Source organism: Kitasatospora sp. NPDC002965 (assembly GCF_040611255.1).
In the GTDB taxonomy this organism is placed as follows: domain Bacteria; phylum Actinomycetota; class Actinomycetes; order Streptomycetales; family Streptomycetaceae; genus Kitasatospora.
The window spans coordinates 1-18,657 of record NZ_JBEXNT010000082.1; the positions used below are offsets into that span (position 1 = coordinate 1).

General features: G+C 73.5%; 16 protein-coding genes and 1 riboswitch. Of the genes, 8 read left to right on the plus strand and 8 right to left on the minus strand.

What is annotated here, in order from left to right:
* The coding region (locus tag ABZY91_RS27055; RefSeq protein WP_355405617.1) for an MFS transporter at window positions 1-1,212 on the minus strand (1,212 nt) is incomplete at its 3' end.
* Between the two features lie 273 nt (window positions 1,213-1,485).
* On the opposite strand from ABZY91_RS27055, the gene ABZY91_RS27060 reads away from it, so the two are divergent.
* Window positions 1,486-2,205, plus strand: coding sequence for a DUF2470 domain-containing protein (locus tag ABZY91_RS27060; protein ID WP_329877895.1), 720 nt, complete (start codon window positions 1,486-1,488; stop codon window positions 2,203-2,205).
* A 539-nt stretch (window positions 2,206-2,744) separates the two neighbouring features.
* Here the strand turns inward: ABZY91_RS27060 and ABZY91_RS27065 are convergent.
* Window positions 2,745-3,746, minus strand: coding sequence for a LysM peptidoglycan-binding domain-containing M23 family metallopeptidase (locus ABZY91_RS27065; protein ID WP_355405618.1), 1,002 nt, complete (start codon window positions 3,744-3,746; stop codon window positions 2,745-2,747).
* A 3-nt stretch (window positions 3,747-3,749) separates the two neighbouring features.
* Window positions 3,750-3,911, minus strand: a riboswitch (cyclic di-AMP (ydaO/yuaA leader).
* Between the two features lie 310 nt (window positions 3,912-4,221).
* On the opposite strand from ABZY91_RS27065, the gene ABZY91_RS27070 reads away from it, so the two are divergent.
* On the plus strand, window positions 4,222-5,772 hold the full coding sequence (locus ABZY91_RS27070; protein ID WP_355405619.1) for an MFS transporter: 1,551 nt from the start codon (window positions 4,222-4,224) through the stop codon (window positions 5,770-5,772).
* Window positions 5,773-5,800: 28 nt separating this feature from the next.
* Here ABZY91_RS27070 and purB read toward each other — a convergent pair whose 3' ends face one another.
* The 4 genes from purB to ABZY91_RS27090 form a co-directional block, all read right to left on the minus strand.
* Window positions 5,801-7,231, minus strand: coding sequence for an adenylosuccinate lyase (purB, locus tag ABZY91_RS27075; RefSeq protein WP_329950143.1), 1,431 nt, complete (start codon window positions 7,229-7,231; stop codon window positions 5,801-5,803).
* Between the two features lie 175 nt (window positions 7,232-7,406).
* Window positions 7,407-7,856 (minus strand): MarR family transcriptional regulator, encoded by a 450-nt coding sequence (locus ABZY91_RS27080; protein ID WP_355405620.1) that lies wholly within the window; start codon window positions 7,854-7,856, stop codon window positions 7,407-7,409.
* An 83-nt stretch (window positions 7,857-7,939) separates the two neighbouring features.
* Window positions 7,940-8,356: a DUF3037 domain-containing protein gene (locus ABZY91_RS27085; protein WP_329877905.1), complete on the minus strand. Its 417-nt coding sequence runs from the start codon at window positions 8,354-8,356 to the stop codon at window positions 7,940-7,942.
* Entirely contained in the window at window positions 8,353-9,108 is a 756-nt protein-coding gene (locus tag ABZY91_RS27090) for a HipA family kinase (RefSeq protein WP_355405621.1), read from the minus strand. Before ABZY91_RS27090 ends, ABZY91_RS27085 begins: the two co-directional genes overlap by 4 nt.
* Window positions 9,109-9,379: 271 nt before the next feature.
* Here ABZY91_RS27090 and ABZY91_RS27095 point away from each other — a divergent pair, with 271 nt between their 5' ends.
* Window positions 9,380-10,738 carry an NAD(P)/FAD-dependent oxidoreductase gene (locus ABZY91_RS27095; RefSeq protein WP_329950145.1) on the plus strand — a complete coding sequence of 453 codons (1,359 nt, stop codon included), beginning with the start codon at window positions 9,380-9,382 and terminating at the stop codon, window positions 10,736-10,738.
* Window positions 10,739-10,827: 89 nt separating this feature from the next.
* Here ABZY91_RS27095 and ABZY91_RS27100 read toward each other — a convergent pair whose 3' ends face one another.
* Both ABZY91_RS27100 and ABZY91_RS27105 read right to left on the minus strand, forming a co-directional pair.
* A complete protein-coding gene (locus tag ABZY91_RS27100) occupies window positions 10,828-12,027 on the minus strand; it encodes a GDSL-type esterase/lipase family protein (RefSeq protein ID WP_355405622.1) in 1,200 nt (399 codons plus the stop codon).
* A gap of 156 nt (window positions 12,028-12,183) precedes the next feature.
* On the minus strand, window positions 12,184-13,521 hold the full coding sequence (locus ABZY91_RS27105) for an aminotransferase class I/II-fold pyridoxal phosphate-dependent enzyme (protein ID WP_355405623.1): 1,338 nt from the start codon (window positions 13,519-13,521) through the stop codon (window positions 12,184-12,186).
* Between the two features lie 34 nt (window positions 13,522-13,555).
* On the opposite strand from ABZY91_RS27105, the gene ABZY91_RS27110 reads away from it, so the two are divergent.
* The 5 genes from ABZY91_RS27110 to ABZY91_RS27130 all read left to right on the plus strand — a co-directional run bounded on the left by ABZY91_RS27110 (window position 13,556) and on the right by ABZY91_RS27130 (window position 18,626).
* The gene (locus ABZY91_RS27110) at window positions 13,556-14,227 is read left to right on the plus strand and encodes a pyridoxamine 5'-phosphate oxidase family protein (RefSeq protein WP_329877915.1); all 672 of its coding nucleotides are present in this window, start codon (window positions 13,556-13,558) and stop codon (window positions 14,225-14,227) included.
* A 13-nt stretch (window positions 14,228-14,240) separates the two neighbouring features.
* Window positions 14,241-14,870 carry an FMN-binding negative transcriptional regulator gene (locus tag ABZY91_RS27115; protein WP_355405624.1) on the plus strand — a complete coding sequence of 210 codons (630 nt, stop codon included), beginning with the start codon at window positions 14,241-14,243 and terminating at the stop codon, window positions 14,868-14,870.
* 230 nt (window positions 14,871-15,100) lie between these two features.
* A complete protein-coding gene (locus ABZY91_RS27120; RefSeq protein ID WP_355405625.1) occupies window positions 15,101-16,513 on the plus strand; it encodes a sugar porter family MFS transporter in 1,413 nt (470 codons plus the stop codon).
* Window positions 16,514-16,561: 48 nt separating this feature from the next.
* Window positions 16,562-17,263, plus strand: a complete 702-nt coding sequence (locus ABZY91_RS27125) for an alpha/beta fold hydrolase (RefSeq protein ID WP_355405626.1) — start codon at window positions 16,562-16,564, stop codon at window positions 17,261-17,263.
* 61 nt (window positions 17,264-17,324) lie between these two features.
* Window positions 17,325-18,626: an MFS transporter gene (locus ABZY91_RS27130; RefSeq protein ID WP_355405627.1), complete on the plus strand. Its 1,302-nt coding sequence runs from the start codon at window positions 17,325-17,327 to the stop codon at window positions 18,624-18,626.
* Window positions 18,627-18,657: the final 31 nt, after the last annotated feature.

Consider the following 18,657-nt stretch of genomic DNA (forward strand, 5'->3'; position numbering starts at 1 on the left):
GGGGGAGACCTTCCACATCACGAGGAATGGGGTCGAGGTCGCGGAGCTGCGGCCGGTGTCGGGCCGGCGGCGGCTCACGGCGGAGGAACTGGTGGGCACGGCCACACCGAGCGCCGCGGCGGCCATCAGTCCGCCCACCCAGTTCGGCGCCTGGTAGCCGAGCCCGGCCGAGATGACCAGCCCACCGAGCCAGGCGGCCAGCGCGTTGCCCAGGTTGAACGCGGCGATGTTCGCGGCCGAGGCGAGCGTGGGCGCGCCCGCCGCCTGGTCCATCACCCGCTTCTGCAGCGGGGCGACGGTGGCGAAACCGAACACCCCGATCAGCGGGATGGCCACGATCGCGCCGACCCGGCTCTGCGCGGCGAAGGTGAAGGCGAACAGCAGCACCGTGAGCACCGCGAGGATCACGTAGAGGCTGCGCATCAGCGCGCGGTCGGCGAACCAGCCCCCGAGCAGGTTGCCGACGAAGAGGCCGACCCCGAAGAGGAAGAGCAGCCAGGTGACGCCGGACGGCGAGAAGCCGGCGAGCTCGGTCATCATCGGCGTGATGTAGGTGAACATCGCGAAGATGCCGCCCCAGCCGAGCACCGTCATGGTCAGCGCGAGCCAGATCTGCGGGGTCCGGAAGACGGCCAGCTCGGCGCCGAGCCGGGCCCCCTCCGGCCGGGACTGGACGGGGACGAGCGCGGCGATGCCTGCGAAGCCGATCACCCCGAGCGCGGCGACCACGTAGAAGGTGGAACGCCAGCCGAAGTGCTGGCCGAGCAGCGTGCCCATCGGGACGCCGAGCACGTTGGCGGCGGTGAGCCCGGTGAACATGAGGGCGATGGCGCCGGCCCTCTTGTGCGGGGCGACCAGGTCGGCGGCGACCACCGAACCGATGCCGAAGAACGCGCCGTGCGCGAAGGCGGCGAGGATCCGCCCGGCCATCAGCAACCCGAAGGCGGGGGCCATCGCGGAGACCAGGTTCCCGACGATGAACAGGCCGGTCAGCATCAGCAGCATGCCCTTGCGGGGGACGCGGGTGCCGAGGACGGTGAGCAGCGGCCCGCCGACGACGACGCCGAGCGCGTAGCCGGAGATGAGCAGGCCGGCGGTGGGGATGGACACCGAGAAGTCGCCGGCGACCTCGGGCAGCAGGCCCATGATCACGAACTCGGTGGTGCCGATGCCGAAGGCGCTGATCGCCAGCGCCAGGAGCGCGAGAGGCATGAGAGGGACCGCTTTCCGGAGCGTTGCAGGGGTACCGGTCAGCCGCACACCAAACCATTGCGCGTGCAACTACCAGCGTCGACAATACGACCGCTCGCCGGATACTTGCAAGCGCGGCATATAGACGGCCGCCTGCAACACCTTCCACGACAGCCTCACCCGGCTCCTCCTCCGGCAACTCGCCGCCACCCCCCGCACGCGACGGCCCGCGTCACCTTGCCTCACGCAGCGCAAGTCATTAGGTTAGCCTCACCTAACTAGCCGGAGGTTGCCATGAACCCCACCCCCATCGACGCCGAGGTCCCCGAGCCCACCGCCGCCGAACGGGTCGGCAGCCTGCTCTGCGCAGCCTCCTCCGTCGTCGTCCGCGCCTTCGGCGAGCACCACGAACTCACCACCCCCGTCTCGGTCCACGGCTCCAGGCTCCGCCTGCGCGCCCCGCTCGACGCCCCGCTCACCCTCGCGACCGTCCGCGAGCAGGACGGACTCCCCGTCGTCCTCGACCTCACCGACATCGCGCCGGTCGCCGTCCGCGACCGGGTCCGCGGACGCCTCACCCTGGCCGGGCGCCTCCACCTCGCACACCTCGCCGACGACGGCCTCAGCGTCCACCTCCGCCTGGACGTCGCCCACGCCGTCCTCTCCACCCCGTACGGCACCAGCGCCCTCACCGGCGCCGACCTCGCCCTCGCCACCCCGGACCCGCTCGCCCGCTACGAGGCCGGCATGCTCACCCACCTCGCCGACGACCACCCGGACGCCCTCGCGGTGCTCACCCGCCTCCTCGACCCGGAGCTGCTCGTCGACCACCCCGACGTCCGGCCGCTCGCCCTCGACCGGTACGGCCTGGTGCTCCGCCTCGACCACGCGCACGGCCACCGTGACGTCCGGCTGGTCTTCCCCGAACCGGCCCACGACGCCGACGACTTCGGCCACCGCGTGCACCAGCTGCTGACCGCCGCGCAGCAGGCCGAGCCCGCGCACCGGCGCTGACCCCCGTCCCACCCCCGGCCCGACTCTCCCGCCCGGCCCGGCCGTTGACGGCCGGCCACGCACCGCCGGTCACCCATGCCGCGGAACCGGTCGGCCGGGAGAATCCGCGAGCGTCCACCGGGTCGACCGCGCCCACCCGCGCGTCCCCGGCGGCCGCACACTCCGGCGCACCCGGCCGACCGGCACCACCGCCCCGCGCCGCCGACGGCACCCGAACGATCCGTTCGCCCGGAAACCCCTCCCGAACTCTCACCGAGCCCCTTCCGGAATCCTTCCGGAACCCTTCAGGATTCGGCCTGAATTCGGCGGGAATCCGGCCGGTCGGACCAGACGCCGGAAAGATCCCCCAGGGGGGGCGGAAACGACAGAGGCCGGCCCGGTTCGCGAGAGGAGGTCTCGCGAACCGGGCCGGCCCGACGGGCGTGTCCCGCGCCCGTGGATCCACTGGTGGTGCGGCGATCACCCGGTCAAGCGGTCACCCGACATGACCATTCCGGGAGGTCGTTCACCCCGCACCCAGCGGTGGTTCTGGTGCTCGATCAGATCGAGACGCCGTGCGCCCGCAGGTAGGCGATCGGGTCGATGTCCGAGCCGTACTCCGAGCCGGTGCGGATCTCGAAGTGCAGGTGCGGGCCGGTCACGTTGCCGGTCGCACCGGAGAGGCCGATCTGCTGGCCGGCGGTGACGGTCTGACCGACCTTCACCGCGATCGAGGACAGGTGCGCGTACTGGGCGTACTTGCCGTCGGCGAGCTTGATCTCGACCTCGTTGCCGTAGGCGCCGCCGTTGCCGGCCTTCACCACGGTGCCGGCCGCGATGGCGCGCAGCGGGGTGCCGGTGGCAGCGGAGAAGTCGACACCGGTGTGGTGGCCGGAGGACCACATGGAACCGGCGACACCGTAGGCGGTACCGAGCTTGGTACCGGCCAGCGGGGCGACGTAGCCGGAGGAGGCGACCACGGGAGCCGGCGCCGGGGCGGCGGGCTTCGCGGCCTGGACCGGCGCGGGCTTGGCGGCGGGCGCGACCGGCTTGACGGCCGGGGCGGCGGGCTTCGCGGCCGGGGCGGCGGGCTTGGCGGCCGGCTTCACCGAGTCCTGCGAGACCTGCGGCTTGGCGGCGGGCGCGGCCGGCTTGGCGGCCTCGACGGCCTTGCCGCCGAGGGCGAGCTGCTGGCCCGGGTAGATCAGGTTCGGGTTGGCGCCGACGACCGAGCGGTTGCGCTCGTACAGGGCCTCCCAGCCGCCCTGGACGTTCTTCGCGTCGGCGATCTTCGACAGGGTGTCCCCGCCGGCGACCTTGTAGGTCTCCTCGGCCGCGGCGGCCGGGGCGGTCTCGGCGGCCGGAGCGGCGGCCGGGGCGGCGTCGACGCTGGTGGCGCCGTTCCAGGTGCTGGTCTGGTGGGGCTTGGCGGCCGGAGCCTCGTGGGCCTGGGCGCTCACCGCGGTGACCAGCGGGAGGGCGAAGGCGGCGCCGGTGACGGCGGTGGCGATACCGATGCGGACGGCGCGGGGCAGGGCGATACGACGAGCCTGTGCGGCCATGGCTGATGTCCTCTCCGACGCCTACGAGGTGAGCTGTCGGGTTCGGGCTGGAGTTGCCCGGCCGCATCTAGGCGGCTTCACCCCAAGCCGGACCGCGAATTCCGGTCCGGCGACTTACCTTTGGGTCCCCCGCTCCTGCCGAACAGAGTTCGTTGCGTACCACCGGGCAGCGGCAGGACTAGGCGTTCCACCCGGTGGCCACCCGGGCTGACGCCGGGCGGTCGCTGAACTAAAACTCATCCGTCCGAGTGAAGCAATGTCGATCTCTTGAACTCGCAACAAAACACCGGACCGCCGTCACGCTCCGAATGATCGGCTGCACAGTACGCACACAATCGATTCACGGCGTGCCACTGATCCACGACCCTCCGCCGATTTCCGGACCGGTCCGCACACGATCACTCACGGAAAGCCATCCGCCGACACGCCCCCGGTGACCCTTGTCACGTCGGCCCCCGGGGCGGACGATCATGCCGTGGCCACCTCCGAGGCCGGCATCCTGCGGTTGGGCACCGCGCAGGGTCGCTGGGTACTTCTGGCGACGGTGCTCGGCTCCAGCCTGGCGATGCTCGACGGGACCGTCGTGAACGTCGCGCTGCCCAGGATCGGGACCGATCTCGACGCCCCGCTCGCTGCCCTGCAGTGGACGCTCAACGCCTACCTGCTCACCCTGGCCGGGCTGATCCTGCTCGGCGGCGCGCTCGGGGACCGGTACGGCCGACGCCGGATCTTCCTGCTCGGCGTGGTCTGGTTCGCCGTCGCCTCCGCGGCCTGCGCGGCCGCGCCCACCATCGAGGTGCTGGTCGCCGCCCGCGCGGTGCAGGGCGTCGGCGGGGCCCTGCTCACCCCGGGATCACTGGCGATGCTCCAGGCGGTCTTCCACCCCGAGGACCGCTCCGCCGCGGTCGGCCTCTGGTCCGGCCTCGGCGGGGTGTCGGCGGCGGTCGGACCGTTCCTCGGCGGCTGGCTGGTGGACGGGCCGGGCTGGCGGTGGATCTTCCTCCTGAACGTCCCGCTGGCCGTGCTGGTCGTCGCGGTGACCGCCCGACACGTGCCGGAGAGCCGGGACGAGTCCTCGACCGGCCGGTTCGACGTCCTCGGCGCGGTGCTGGCCGCAGTGGCCCTGGGGACCTTCACCTACGCGCTGACCGCCGCCGGGGAGGGCCTCTCCCCCGGGGTCTGGCTCACCGGGGCGGCCGGGCTGCTGCTGGGCGTGGCCTTCGTGCTGGTCGAGCGCCGCACGCCGGAGCCGATGCTGCCGCTCGGACTCTTCTCGTCACGCCTGTTCACGGCGGTGAACCTGGTCACCCTCGCCGTCTACGCGGCGTTCAGCGGGGTCTTCTTCCTGCTCGTCGTGCAGCTCCAGATCGTCTCCGGCTTCTCCCCCCTGGTCTCCGGGGTGGCCCTGGTGCCGATCACCGTGCTGATGCTGGCGCTCTCCGCGCGGGCCGGCCGGCTGGGCAAGCGGATCGGGCCCCGGCTGCCGCTCACCGTCGGCCCGCTGCTCTGCGCCGCCGGCGTGCTGCTGATGCTGCGGATCGGACCCGACGCCTCGTACTGGACGGACGTGCTGCCGGCCGTCACGGTGATGGGCTGCGGGATGGTGCTGCTGGTCGCGCCGCTGACCGCGACGGTGCTGGCGGCGGTGGAGGTACGGCACGCGGGGATCGCCAGCGGCGTGAACAACGCCGCCGCCCGGGCCGCCGGCCTGCTCGCGGTCGCCGCCCTGCCGTCGTTGGCCGGGCTGAGCGGCGACGCCTACCAGGTGCCGGCCTCGGTGGACGCGGCGTTCCGCACCGCGATGCTGATCTGCGCCGGGCTGCTGGTGGCCGGCGGGCTGACCGCGCTGGTCACCGTGCACGGCAACGTCCTGGCGCCGGAGGATCACCCGGTGGCCGAGCCGGACTGCCGGTACGCCTGCGCCACCGGCGCACCGCCACTGGATCCGGGCCACGCGCCGGAGGCGTCCGAGCACGGCGAAGGCCCCGCCACCGGTACGGTGACGAGGCCCCGGCCGGACGCCTGACGAGACGCCGGACCAGCCTGACGAAACGTCAGAGGATGTCGCCCGGAGCGTACTTGGCGGCCTCGGGGTGGGCGGCCGCGACCGCCTCGATCTGCCGGACGACCTCGGCGACCTGGGCACCGGCGGCGCCGGTGAAGGAGAGCCGGTCACCCAGCAGCGCGTCCAGCGCGGCCCGGTCCAGCGGGATCCGCTCGTCGTTCGCGAGGCGGTCCAGCAGCTCGTTCTCCCGGGCGCCGGCGCGCATCGCGAGCGCGGAGGCGACGGCGTGCTCCTTGATGACCTCGTGGCCGGCCTCCCGGCCGACGCCCGCGCGGACCGCGCCCATCAGCACCTTGGTGGTGGCCAGGAACGGCAGGTAGCGGTCCAGCTCGGCCTCGATCACGGCGGGGAAGGCGCCGAACTCGTCGAGGACGGTCAGGAAGGTCTCCAGCAGACCGTCGAACGCGAAGAAGGCGTCCGGCAGCGCGACCCGGCGGACCACGGAGCAGGAGACGTCGCCCTCGTTCCACTGGTCGCCGGCCAGCTCGGCGGTCATCGACGCGTAGCCGCGCAGGATGACGGCCAGGCCGTTGACGCGCTCGCAGGAGCGGGTGTTCATCTTGTGCGGCATCGCGGAGGAGCCGACCTGGCCCTCCTTGAACCCCTCGGTGACCAGCTCGTGGCCGGCCATCAGGCGGATCGTCTTGGCCAGGCTGGACGGCGCGGCCGACAGCTGGACGAGGGCGGTCAGCACCTCGAAGTCCAGCGAACGCGGGTAGACCTGGCCGACGCTGGTGAGCACGTTGTCGAAGCCGAGGTGCGCGGCGACCCGGCGCTCCAGCTCGGAGAGCTTGTCGGTGTCGCCGTCGAGCAGGTCGAGCATGTCCTGGGCGGTGCCGACCGGGCCCTTGATCCCGCGCAGCGGGTACCGGGCGATCAGCTCCTCCAGGCGGCGGAAGGCGACCAGCAGCTCGTCGGCGACGGTCGCGAAGCGCTTGCCCAGGGTGGTGGCCTGCGCGGCCACGTTGTGCGAGCGGCCGGCCATGACCAGCTCGGCGTGCTGGGCGGAGAGACGGCCCAGCCGGACCAGGACGGCCACGGCGCGGTCGCGCACGTGCTCCAGCGACTGCCGGATCTGCAGCTGCTCGACGTTCTCGGTCAGATCGCGGGAGGTCATCCCCTTGTGGATCTGCTCGTGGCCGGCGAGCTCGCTGAACTCCTCGATGCGGGCCTTCACGTCGTGCCGGGTGATCCGCTCGCGGGCGGCGATCGACGCGAGGTCGACCTGGTCGATCACTCGCTCGTAGTCGGCGACGGCCGTGGCCGGCACCTCGACGCCGAGGTCCTGCTGGGCCTTCAGGACGGCAAGCCAGAGGTGGCGCTCAAGCACCACCTTGTGCTCGGGGGACCAGAGCTGGGCCAGGGTCGCCGAGGCGTACCGGGAGGCCAGGACATTGGGGATCTGGGGCTTCGCGCTCACGCTTCGCAAGCCTAACAGCCGAGGTCAGCCGGAACCGCGCCGGTCCGGCGGCCACGGCGGACGGGCCGAACGGGCCGGAGCGAGCGGCCCGGGCCGGGGGCCGACGGAAACGGGCGCAGCGGTCGCGCCGGGCGCGCCCGGGAGTCGCGGAGGGCCCCAGGGAATCGCGGAGGCCTCAGGGAGCCGTCCGGCCGCTGAGCACCGGGAGCACCTGGACGCAGACCGAGTGCAGCGCCACCCGCTGCTCGTCGGTCATGGTCCCGATGGCCTGGTGGGTCCGGATCATCTCGCCCCGGATCAGCCCCAGGATCTCCCGGCCCTGCTCCGTGATGACGACGATCTTGACCCGCCGGTCCCCGGCCGCCGCCTCGCGGTGGGCCAGGCCCAGCGACTCCAGACGGTCGACGATCCCGGTCACGTTGGAGGCGTCACAGCCGAGGCGGCCGGCCAGCGCGCGCATCGGCACCGGCTCCTGGACGGCGCCGAGCGCCTTGGCCTGCGAGGAGGAGAGACCGTGCCGGGACGCGGCGGCCGCGAAGTCCTGGAAGTACGCGGCGCCGACGGCGGCCAGTGCCTCCATCAGCTCGCCGTTGGTCGGTACGGTCGTCGTCGCTGTCGAACCCATGAGGTCAGGGTACGACCGAGTGCTTCAGTAACTCAAGCTTTGAGCACGGCAAAGATCTGCCGCCCGGAGCGCGGGCCGCCCGGTCAGAGCACCAGCTGGTCGAAGAGCCGCCGCAGCTCGGCCTCCGGGTCGGCGGTCAGCCCGGTGTGCACCGGCCCCGGCTGGACCACCGCGCTGCGCGGCGCGGTCAGCCAGCGGAACCGCTGACCCGGGCTGTCCGCCGCCGCCGGACCGGCCTGCGGCCCGCCCTGGCAGACCACCTCGATCCCGTGCAGCGCCCGCCGCACCCCGGCGACGTCGACCACCGGGTCCAGCGCCAGCAGCCGCGCCTGGTCCAGGTGCGTCCGCGCCGCCAGGTGGGCGCTCTGCCGGCAGTACAGCAGCACGCCGACGTTGACGCACTCGCCGCGCTCCACCCGGGGCACCGCCCGGATCACCGCGTACTCGTAGTCGTGCAGTTCGGCGACGGCCGGCAGCGCCGACCGGATCGGGCCGGTCATGCGGACACCTCCGGCAGCCAGTCCCGCGGACCGGCCAGTCGCTCGGTCAGCTGGGCGCGGTACGCGGCGCGCACCGCCTCGGGCGAGTCGAACCCCGGCTCGTCCACCAGCCAGACGTCGGGGATCCGCGCCACCGCCTCCCCGATCGCCGACTCCGCCAGCGGGGCGAGCACCTTGTCGGCCGCGAGCAGGTCGGGCTCGGCGCGCAGCAGCGCGTGGTCGGAGGCGTCGTACGCCCGGCGGATCCAGGCAGCGGCGCCGGGCCAGTGGTGGTGGAAGATCAGGCTGGCGCCGTGGTCGATCAGCCGCAGCCCGCCGGTGGCGACCAGCAGGTTGGGATTGCGCCAGGAGCGGTCGACGTTGCCGATCAGCGCGTCGAACCAGAGCACCTGACCGGCCAGTCCGGAGTCCACCTCGAAGCAGACCGGGTCGAAGTTGAGCGCACCGCTGACGAAGGCCATGCCCAGGTTGACCCCGCCGCTGGCCCTCATCTGATCCTGGATCTGCGGGTCCGGCTCGCTGCGCGCCAGCACCGGGTCCAGGTCGACGGTGACCAGTTCGGGCACCGGCAGGCCGAGCCGCCGACCGAGTTCCCCGGCCAGCACCTCCGCGACCAGCGCCTTGCGGCCCTGCGCGGCACCGACCCACTTCAGCGCGTAGAGCCGCCGGTCGTCGGCCTCGACCAGGCCCGGCATCGAGCCGCCTTCTCGCAGTGGCGTCACATAACGGACCGCCGTCACCTCGGGGAGCACGGCCGACAGCCTATCCGGCATATGCACGGGGCGGGTGTCGCTCGGCATGCTCGCCCGCCCGGGTCGTCCCGGTGGCAGCCCGTGCTGCTCCGTGCGAGTGTGGCGGACAGTAGCGGGGTAGACGCCTGCCCGGCACCACCTGCACCACCGGCACCTGTACTGCCGTGGCCTGCACCGCTGTGAACTGCGCCGATTCGACCGGCACCGATTCGGCCCGCACCGTGACTGAACGACACCGTGACTGAACGACATGCACTGTGAGGGACGCACGATGGAACGACCCCGGATCCTGATCGTGGGCGGCGGCTTCGCCGGGCTGGAGTGCGCGCGCCGTCTGGAGCGCAAGCTCGCTCCCTCGGAGGCGGAGATCTCACTGGTCACACCATTCAGCTACCAGCTGTACCTGCCCCTGCTGCCGCACGTGGCGGCCGGCGTGCTCACCCCGCAGTCGGTGGCCGTCTCGTTGCGCCGGACGCTGCGCCGGACGCACATCGTCCCCGGCGGCGCGATCGGCGTCGATCCCGGGTCCAAGGTCTGCGTGGTCCGCAAGATCACCGACGAGGTGGTGGCGCTGAAGTACGACTACCTGGTCCTCGCCCCCGGCAGCGTCACCCGCACCTTCGACATCCCCGGCCTGACCGACTACGCGCGCGGGATGAAGACGCTCGCCGAGGCGACGTACGTCCGGGACCACGTGATCGCCCAACTCGACCTCGCCTCCGCCACGCTGGACCAGCGCGAGCGCGAGTCCCGGCTCCAGTTCGTGGTGGTCGGCGGCGGCTACGCCGGCACCGAGACCGCCGCCTGTCTGCAACGGCTCACCACGGCGGCGGCCCTCCGCTACCCGCGGCTGGACGCCCGGCAGATCAAGTGGCACCTGATCGACATCGCCCCGAAGCTGATGCCCGAACTCGGCGACGCGCTCGGCATCGCCGCCCTGGAGGTCCTGCGCGGGCGCGGCATCGAGGTCTCGCTGGGCGTCTCGGTGGCCGAGGTCGGCGCCGAGTCGGTCAAGTTCACCGACGGCCGGGTGCTGCCCTGCCGGACCCTGATCTGGACGGCGGGCGTCGCGGCCAGCCCGCTGATCGGCACCCTCGACGCGGAGACGGTGCGGGGCCGGATCGCGGTGACCGCGGAGATGCGGGTGCCGCAGTTCGAGGGAGTCTTCGCACTCGGCGACGCGGCCGCCGTGCCCGACCTCGCCAAGGGCGACGGTGCGGTCTGCCCGCCGACCGCCCAGCACTCGGCCCGTCAGGGCCGGGCGGTGGCCGGCAACGTGATCGCCGCCCTCCGCCACCAGCCGCTGGAGCCCTATTACCACAAGGACCTGGGCCTGGTCGTGGACCTCGGCGGCAAGGACGCCGTGTCGAAGCCGATCGGCGTGGAACTGCGCGGGGTGCCTGCCCAGGTGGTGGCACGCGGGTACCACCTGATGGCGATGCGCACCAATGCCGCCAAGTTCCGGGTCGGAGCGAACTGGCTGCTCAACGCGACCGCCGGTGACGACTTCGTCCGCACCGGGTTCCTGGCCCGCCAGCCCGCCCGGTTGCGCGACTTCGAGTACACCGACGCCTACCTGACGAAGGATCAGGTGAAGGCGCACGCCCAGGCGCTGCTCGCCAAGGGCTGACCGCCCGGCCGCGTCCGCGCGGTCCGGCCGGCGCCGGTGCCCCTCCCGCGACGGCCGTCGCGGGAGGGGCACCGGCCTTTCACCGCACGCTACTTCGCGGTCAGGTACATCCCGCCGGCGTCCTGCCCCGCCGTGTTGCGGCAGGCCCAGTTGCCGCCCGGCCTGGCGAACAGCAGGGTCAGGCACCGCCCGAGAGCCAACTGCCCGTAGTAGTTGGGGTGCAGGGACTCCTGGAGGGTGCCCTGGGAGGTGTTGAGCCCGCCGTCCAGGAACCTCGCCCACTCACTGGTGGTGGCGGAGGGCGCACTGGTCGAGGTGGCCTGCCGGGTCGCCTTCGAGCAGACCTCGCGCCCCTGCAGCGTGTCGGCCAGGTCCAGGAACTGCACGCCCTTGGCCGCCGCGACCCCGGCCAGCGAGCGGGAGATCTGCGGCACCAGCGAGTCCCGTGCCCAGTCCGCGTCGCCGTTCCAGAGCGGACAGCCGCCGGTGTCCGACCGGCTCCAGCCGCTCTCCGGGTAACGGATCTCGGCGGCCCGCGGGATCGGCGACGGGTAGGACTGGAGCACGATCCGGTAGTCGCCGCTCCCGTACCCGGCAGCCGCCATCACGGTGCGGATCTCGTCCACCGCCTTGCCGACCCCGGCCATCGCCGCCGGCATCCGGGCGTCGACCTCGCCCTGCTGGTCGTCGTGGCAGTAGGAGTACCAGACGAGGTAGTCGGCGACGCAGGTCTCGATCACGTCGGCGAAGCCGAGGTCGTTGCCCCCGATCGACAGCGTGACCAGCTTGACGCTGTACTGCTTCGCCACGGCGGCGAGCTGGTCGGCCTGCGGGGCCTCGCCCTTGAAGGACCGGCCGCCGGCGGCGGCACGGAAGACGTTCTCGGCGACGGCACCCGAACAGGCCAGGTTGATCTGGACCTGGGCCACGGTCGGTGCGCTGCGCACCTCGGCCACGTCCGAGCGGTCGCACCCGCTCGTGTAGGTGGCGCCGTAGATCCTGGCCGGGTCGGCCGCGCCGCCGCTCCAGGCCCGGTCGGTTCCGGACCGACTGCCGCCGGAGGCAACGGAGTTGCCCTTCCATCGGCCGGCCTCGCCGGAGATGTAGCTGTCGCCGAGGGTGACGCTGGCGGTCTGCCCGGCGAGAACCGCGCCGGCGAGGGACGCCGGGGCGGCGACCGCCGGCGCGGTGGTCAGCGCGGTGGCCAGCGGGAGTGCGACGGCTGCGGTGAGCAGCCGCCCGCTCCAGGAGGTGGTCCTGCGGATGATGCTCGAACGGTTCTCGGGCACGGCGGAACTCCTGCGGTCGGTCTCGCCCGCACAGTGGGGTCGGGGAGACACGGAGGTGAGGGTGGGCCGCCGGCCGGTGGCGCGATGAAGATGACATGCTCGCGCTTGTTACCGCTAGGTATCTGCACCGGATTTCTCGCCGGGTTACCGACCGGTTCAGCTCAGTCGCGAAACGGCGCCGCCCGTTCCGAGGACGCCGGCCAGGTCATCGGCCAGACGCCGCGCCTCAGCGGGGTCCAGCTCCGCGACGGTGATCCGCAGCCCGGGCGGGGACTGCAGCCGGTACCGCGCGCCGGGTGCCACGACCCAGCCCCGCTGCACCAGGGAGGCCAGCACGGTGGTCTCGTCCGGCACCGGCACCCAGACGTTGAGCCCGCTCGCCCCGTGCGCCGCGATCCCGCGCGCGGCCAGGTCGCCGATCAGCGCGTCCCGGCGCGCCCGGTACGCGGCGGCGACCCGCCCGGCCGGCGCCGCGTCGGTGCGCCACAGCTCGGCCACCGTGCACTGGAGCAGATGACTGACCCAGCCGGCCCCGAGCCGCTGCCTCCCGAGCACGCGACCGATGGTGTCCTCGTCCCCGACGGCGACCGAGAGCCGCAGGTCCGGCCCGTAGGCCTTGGCCGCCGAGCGGACCACCGCCCAGTGCGTCGGACCGGCCCCGGCCAGCGGGTGGTAGGGCTGGTCGACGATGCCGTGACCGTGGTCGTCCTCGATCAGCAGCACGTCCGGATGGCCGGCCAGCACCGCCCGCAGCTCCTCGGCCCGGCCGGCGGTGAGCACCGCTCCGGTGGGGTTCTGCGCCCGGCTGGTCACGACGACCGCCCGGGCCCCGCCGGCCAGCGCCTCGGCCAGCGCACCGGGCAGCGGACCCGCGTCGTCCAGCCGGACCGGCGCGGCCCGCAGGCCCAGCGCCGGCAGCAGGTCCAGCAGGCTCCCCCAGCCCGGGTCCTCGACGGCCACGGCGTCGCCGGGGCGCAGCCGGGTGGCCAGGATCCGCTCGATGGTGTCGAGCGAGCCGGAGGCGACGGCGATCGGCCCGGCCGGCAGGCCGTCGGCGGCGAAGCCCGCGCCCGCCAGCGCGAGCAGGCCGGCGTCGGCGGCCGACCCCCCGTAGCGCACGGGGGCGCGCCGGGCGGCCTCGGCGGCGGCGGCGAGGGCGGGGGTGAGGTCGGGCAGCAACGCCGGGTCGGGGTTGCCGTTGGAGAGGTCGCGGGCGTTCGGCGGGACGGGCAGCCGGAGCTGGTCGCGGGGGGTGTGGGGCGGCCGGGGGCGGATCCGGCTGCCCTTGCGGCCGGCGGTCTCGATCACGCCGCGGTCGCGGAGCAGCCGGTAGGCGGCGGCCACGGTGTTGGGGTTGACGCCGAGTTCGGTCGCGAGGTCGCGCAAGGGGGGCAGCGCCGTGCCGGGGGCCAGTCGGCCGCTGCTGACGCCCTGCTCGACGTCGGCCGCGATTTCGCTGGCACGCCGACCGGTGATCCGATAGTCTCCTAGCACAAAACAGATTATGCACTAGTACATAGAGGTTGTCATGTCGACCAGGCCGGACGGCGAAGCGTCCTACCCGCGCACCCCGCGCACCACTCCCACCCGCTACAAGGACCGCGCCACCTGGGAGCGGGAGGCGATCCACGCCATCCTCGACGCCACCTACCTCTGCCACCTCGGGTTCGTCGCCGACGGCGCCCCGGTCGTGCTGCCCACCATCCACGCGCGGGTCGGCGACCGACTCTACGTGCACGGCTCCACCGGCAGCCGGCCGCTGCGCGGGGCCCGGGGTGACCAGGGCCTGCCGGTCTGCGTCACCGTCACCCTGGTCGACGCCCTGGTGCTGACCAAGTCGGCGTTCAACCACTCGATCAACTTCCGCTCGGTGGTCGCCCACGGCACCGCCCACCAGGTCACCGATCCCGAGGAGCTGACGACCGCGCTCGACGCCCTGGTCGACCAGGTCGTCCCCGGCCGCTCCGCCGAGGTCCGCCCGGCCAACGCCAAGGAGCTCGCCGCCACCGCCGTGATCCGCCTCGACCTCGACGAGGTCTCCGCCAAGACCCGCGCCGACCTCGCCGACGACGACGCCGAGGACCTCGACCTGCCGCACTGGGCCGGCGTCGTCCCGGTCACCAGCGGCTACGGCACACCCGAGCCGGACGCCTCCACCACCGTGCCGCTCCCCGCCAACGTCCGCGACCTGACGGCCTGACGGGGGCGCACCGATGCTGATCCGGTCCTGGGACCGCGGCGACGAGGCCGAGTGGCAGGCCTGGCTCGCCGAGGGGCGCGACTTCGGCCTGCTCGCCGCCAACGGCGGACCGGGCCGGGGTCCCGTCCTCGTCCCCACCCACTTCCTGCTGGACGCCGGGCACGGCGAGATCCTGCTCCACCTCGCCGCGCCCAACCCCCTGCTGGCCGCCGTCCGGGACGACCCGGAGGTCACCCTCGCGGTGACCGACGACTACGCCTTCGCGCCCGGCCACTGGCGCGGCGAGCCCGGCACGCCGACCAGCTACTACGCCTCGGTCCACTTCCACGCCACCGCCGAGATCGTCGAGGACGCGGCCGGCAAGGCGGAGATCCTCAACCGCCAGCTGGCGCACTTCCAGCCCGAGACCCCGCAGACCCGGGTGGTCCCCGGCGAGGGCGAGTTCGGCCGGCTCCTCCCGGGCCTGCGCGGGCTGCGGCTGACGGTCCGCGAGGTCCGCGCCAAGTTCAAGTTCGACGACAAGAAGCCGCCGGCCGAGCAGTACGCGCTCGCCGACCGGCTCGCCGCGCGCGGCCTCGGCCTGGACGCGGGCACCCGCACGCAGTTGCTGCGCCGCAACGCCCGGCGGGCCCCCCGCCCGTAGCGCGCGCCGACCGCGGAGCGCCCGGCCGACCGGTCGCCCCGGCTCCCCCACCACACCCGCACCCCGGTCACCCCGGTACCCGCATGGAACCCGGGTCCCGGGGTATCCGGGCTGACGCCAAGTCACCCGATCAGCCCGTATTCGGGCGGAACCCGCCCTCCGCTGGTCGAATGTGACACGAATCCTGCCCGCTCGGTCGTGGGGCGGGCCGTCCATCCCGGGGAGCGCACGTGTCCAGAACCCATACCCATCCGGCCTCCGGTGAGGCCCACCTCGGACACGTCGTCTTCATCTCCGCCGCCGCCGCGATGGGCGGTTTCCTGTTCGGCTACGACAGCGCGGTGATCAACGGCGCGGTGACGGGCATCCAGAAGCACTTCGACGTGGGCAACGGAGAGACCGCCTTCGTGGTGGCCATCGCCCTGCTCGGCTCGGCCGCCGGCGCGGTGGCCGCCGGGCGGCTGGCCGACCACCTCGGCCGGGTCCGCACCATGCTGCTGGCCGCCGTCCTGTTCGCGATCAGCGGCGTCGGCTCGATGTTCCCGCCGAGCATCGAGGTGCTGGCCACCTGGCGGGTGGTCGGAGGCGTGGCGATCGGCATCGCCTCGGTCATCGCGCCGACCTACATCGCCGAGGTCGCCCCGACCGCCTACCGCGGCCGGCTGGCCTCCTTCCAGCAGATGGCGATCGTGCTCGGCATCACCGTCTCCCAGCTCGCCAACTGGGCGCTCAACCAGGCGGCCGGGGGCGAGTCCACCGGCCACCTGGGCGGCGTCCAGGCCTGGCAGTGGATGCTCGGCGTGGAGGCGATCCCGGCCATCGTCTACGGGCTGATGGCGCTGGCCATCCCGGAGTCCCCGCGCTACCTGATCGCCGACCGGCGGGAGGCGCAGGCCCGCAAGGTGCTGCTGGAGGTCGAGGGCGAGGGCGTCGACCTGGACGCCCGGGTGGCGGAGATCCGCGGAGTCCTGGAGTCCAGCCACAAGCCGCGGCTCAAGGACCTGCTGGGCGGCCGGTTCGGCCTGCTGCCGATCGTCTGGGTCGGCATCGGTGCCTCGGTCTTCCAGCAGTTCGTCGGCATCAACGTGATCTTCTACTACTCCTCCTTCCTCTGGCAGTCGGTCGGCATCAACGAGTCCAACTCGCTGCTGATCAGCCTCTCCACGTCGATCGTCAACGTCATCGGCACGGTGATCGCGATGGCCCTGGTGGACCGGATCGGCCGCAAGCCCCTCGCCCTGGCCGGGTCGGCCGGCATGGCCGCCGCGCTGGCCACCGCCGCCTGGGCGTTCTCCTACCGGCACGGCACCGGCGACGCCGCCACCCTGGACGACGCCCACGCCACGGTCGCGCTGGTCGCCGCCCACGTCTTCGTGTTCTGCTTCGCCTTCTCCTGGGGCGTGGTGGTCTGGGTGCTGCTCGGCGAGATGTTCCCGAACCGGATCCGCGCGCTCGCCCTGTCCGTCGCCGCGTCCGCCCAGTGGATCGCCAACTGGGCGATCACCGTCAGCTTCCCCGACCTCGCCGACTGGAACCTGTCGGCGACGTACGTCATCTACGCGGTCTTCGCCCTGCTCTCCATCCCGTTCGTGGCCTTCTGCATCAAGGAGACCAAGGGGCGCTCCCTGGAGGAGATGGGCTGAGCTCCGACGTCCATGCCGCCGCGCGCGGCCCGTCCCCGAGAGGAAGCCATGCCCGACCAGCGCGGCTCCCGGCAGAACACCGTCTTCCCGAGCGGCGGCCGTGAGGCCCACGGGTACCTGGCCCGCCCGCCGCAGGGCCTCGGCCCCGGCCTGGTGCTGGTCCAGGAGTGGTGGGGGCTGACCCCGTACCTGGCCGGGGTCGCGGACCGGTTCGCCGCCGAGGGCTTCACCGTCCTGGCGCCGGACCTGTTCGGCGGCGACACCACCCACGACCGCACCGAGGCGGCGCGGCTCGAACGCGAGCTGCCGGTCGAGCAGGCCGTCCAGGACCTGCGCGGCGCGGTCGGCCACCTGCTCGGTCTGGAGGGCGTGGTCGGCGACGCGGTCGGGGTGGTCGGCTTCTGCATGGGCGGCGGCTTCGCCCTCCTGCTGGCCGCCGCCGAGGGCGACCGGGTGGCCGCCGCGGTGCCGTTCTACGGCCTGCCGCCCGACCGGGAGTTCGAGTACCGCGGCCTGACCGCGCACGTCCTCGGCCACTTCGGCGAACACGACCGGTCCGTCCCGATGAAGGCCGTCGACGAGGCCGCGATCCGGATCGGGGAGGCCACCGACGTCCGTCCGGAGATTCACTTCTACCCGGCCGGCCACGCCTTCATGAACGAGGAGGACCTGCTCGGCACCTACGACCCGCTGCAGGCCCGGACGGCCTGGCTCCGCACCGTCAGCTTCCTCTGGGGCCACCTCGGCTGAGCGGTTCGGTAAGGGGCGAAACTCGCTGGACAGCTGACCGCTCCCCCGGCATAGTCGCCGGGTGCAGAGCCCACCCTCCCCCGTGCCCCGGCCCCGGTTCGCCTGGGCGAGCCGCAACTTCCGGATCCAGACCGCAGCCACCGTGATCGGCGGCCTCGGCAACGCCGGTGCCCCGATCGCCACCGCCTTCGCGGTCCTGGAGGCCGGCGGTTCCACCACCGAGGTCGGCTACGTCACCGCGGCCCGGCTGCTGCCCACCGTCCTGCTGCTGGTGCTCGGCGGCGCCCTCGCCGACCGGTTGCCGCGCCACCACGTCATGGTCGGCGCCAACCTCTTCAGCGCGGCAGCACAGGCCGCCCTCGCCGCGGTCGTACTGGCCGGCGGGGCGCCGCTCTGGCAGCTGATGCTGCTCTCCGCCGCCGGTGGCGCCGGGTACGCGTTCTACGCCCCCGCCGCCGGGGGCATGGTGCTGGAGAGCGTCGCCCCGGAGCACGCCGCCCGCGCCTTCTCGGTGTACCGGATGGGCCTCAACGCCGCCCAGATCGGCGGCGCGGCGCTCGGCGGCGCGCTGACCGCCGCGGTGGGCCCCGGCTGGGTGCTCGCCCTGGACGCCGGCTGCTTCCTGGTCGCCGCGGCGCTGCGGTTCCTGCTGGAGACGGTGCCGCCCGTGGCGGCGGCCGCGGGCGGCGGCATGCTGCGGGACCTGCGCGAGGGGTGGCAGGAGTTCGCCTCCCGCCGCTGGCTCTGGGTGATCGTGCTCCAGTTCTCGGTCCTGGTGGCCTGCATCAGCGCGGTCGAGGCGGTGTACGGGCCCATCGTCGCGAAGGAACGGCTCGGCGGGGCCCGCGACTGGGGGCTCGCGATGGCGGCCTACGGCGTCGGCCTGGTCGCCACCGGCGTGCTGATGGCGCGCTGGCAGCCGCGAAGGATCCTGCTGGTCGGCAACTGGGGCGTCTTCCTCTTCGGGGTGCCCGCCCTGGCGCTGGCGGTGTCCGCCCCGCTGCCGGTCCTGGCCGCGTCGATGTTCCTGTCCGGCGTCGGGGTCACCGTCTTCGGCGTCAACTGGATGATCGCGCTCCAGCAGGAGATCCCGCCCGAGGCGTTCTCCCGGGTCGCCGCGTACGACGAGTTCGGCTCGCTCTCGCTGGCGCCGCTCGGCACCGCGCTGGCCGGACCCGCCGCCGGGTTGCTCGGCCTCTCCGGCGCGCTCTGGGCCTGTGCCGCGCTCTCCTTCCTCCTCAGCGCGGTCGTCCTGCTGGAGCCGCAGGTCCGCCGGCTCACCAGACGCCCGGCCGCCGGCCCCACCGCCGCCGACGCCGCCGCCCAGGGCACACCGCGCACGGCAACCGCTCCCACCCTCTGACGCGCCCCGTGCGCCCCCGGATGCGCCCTCC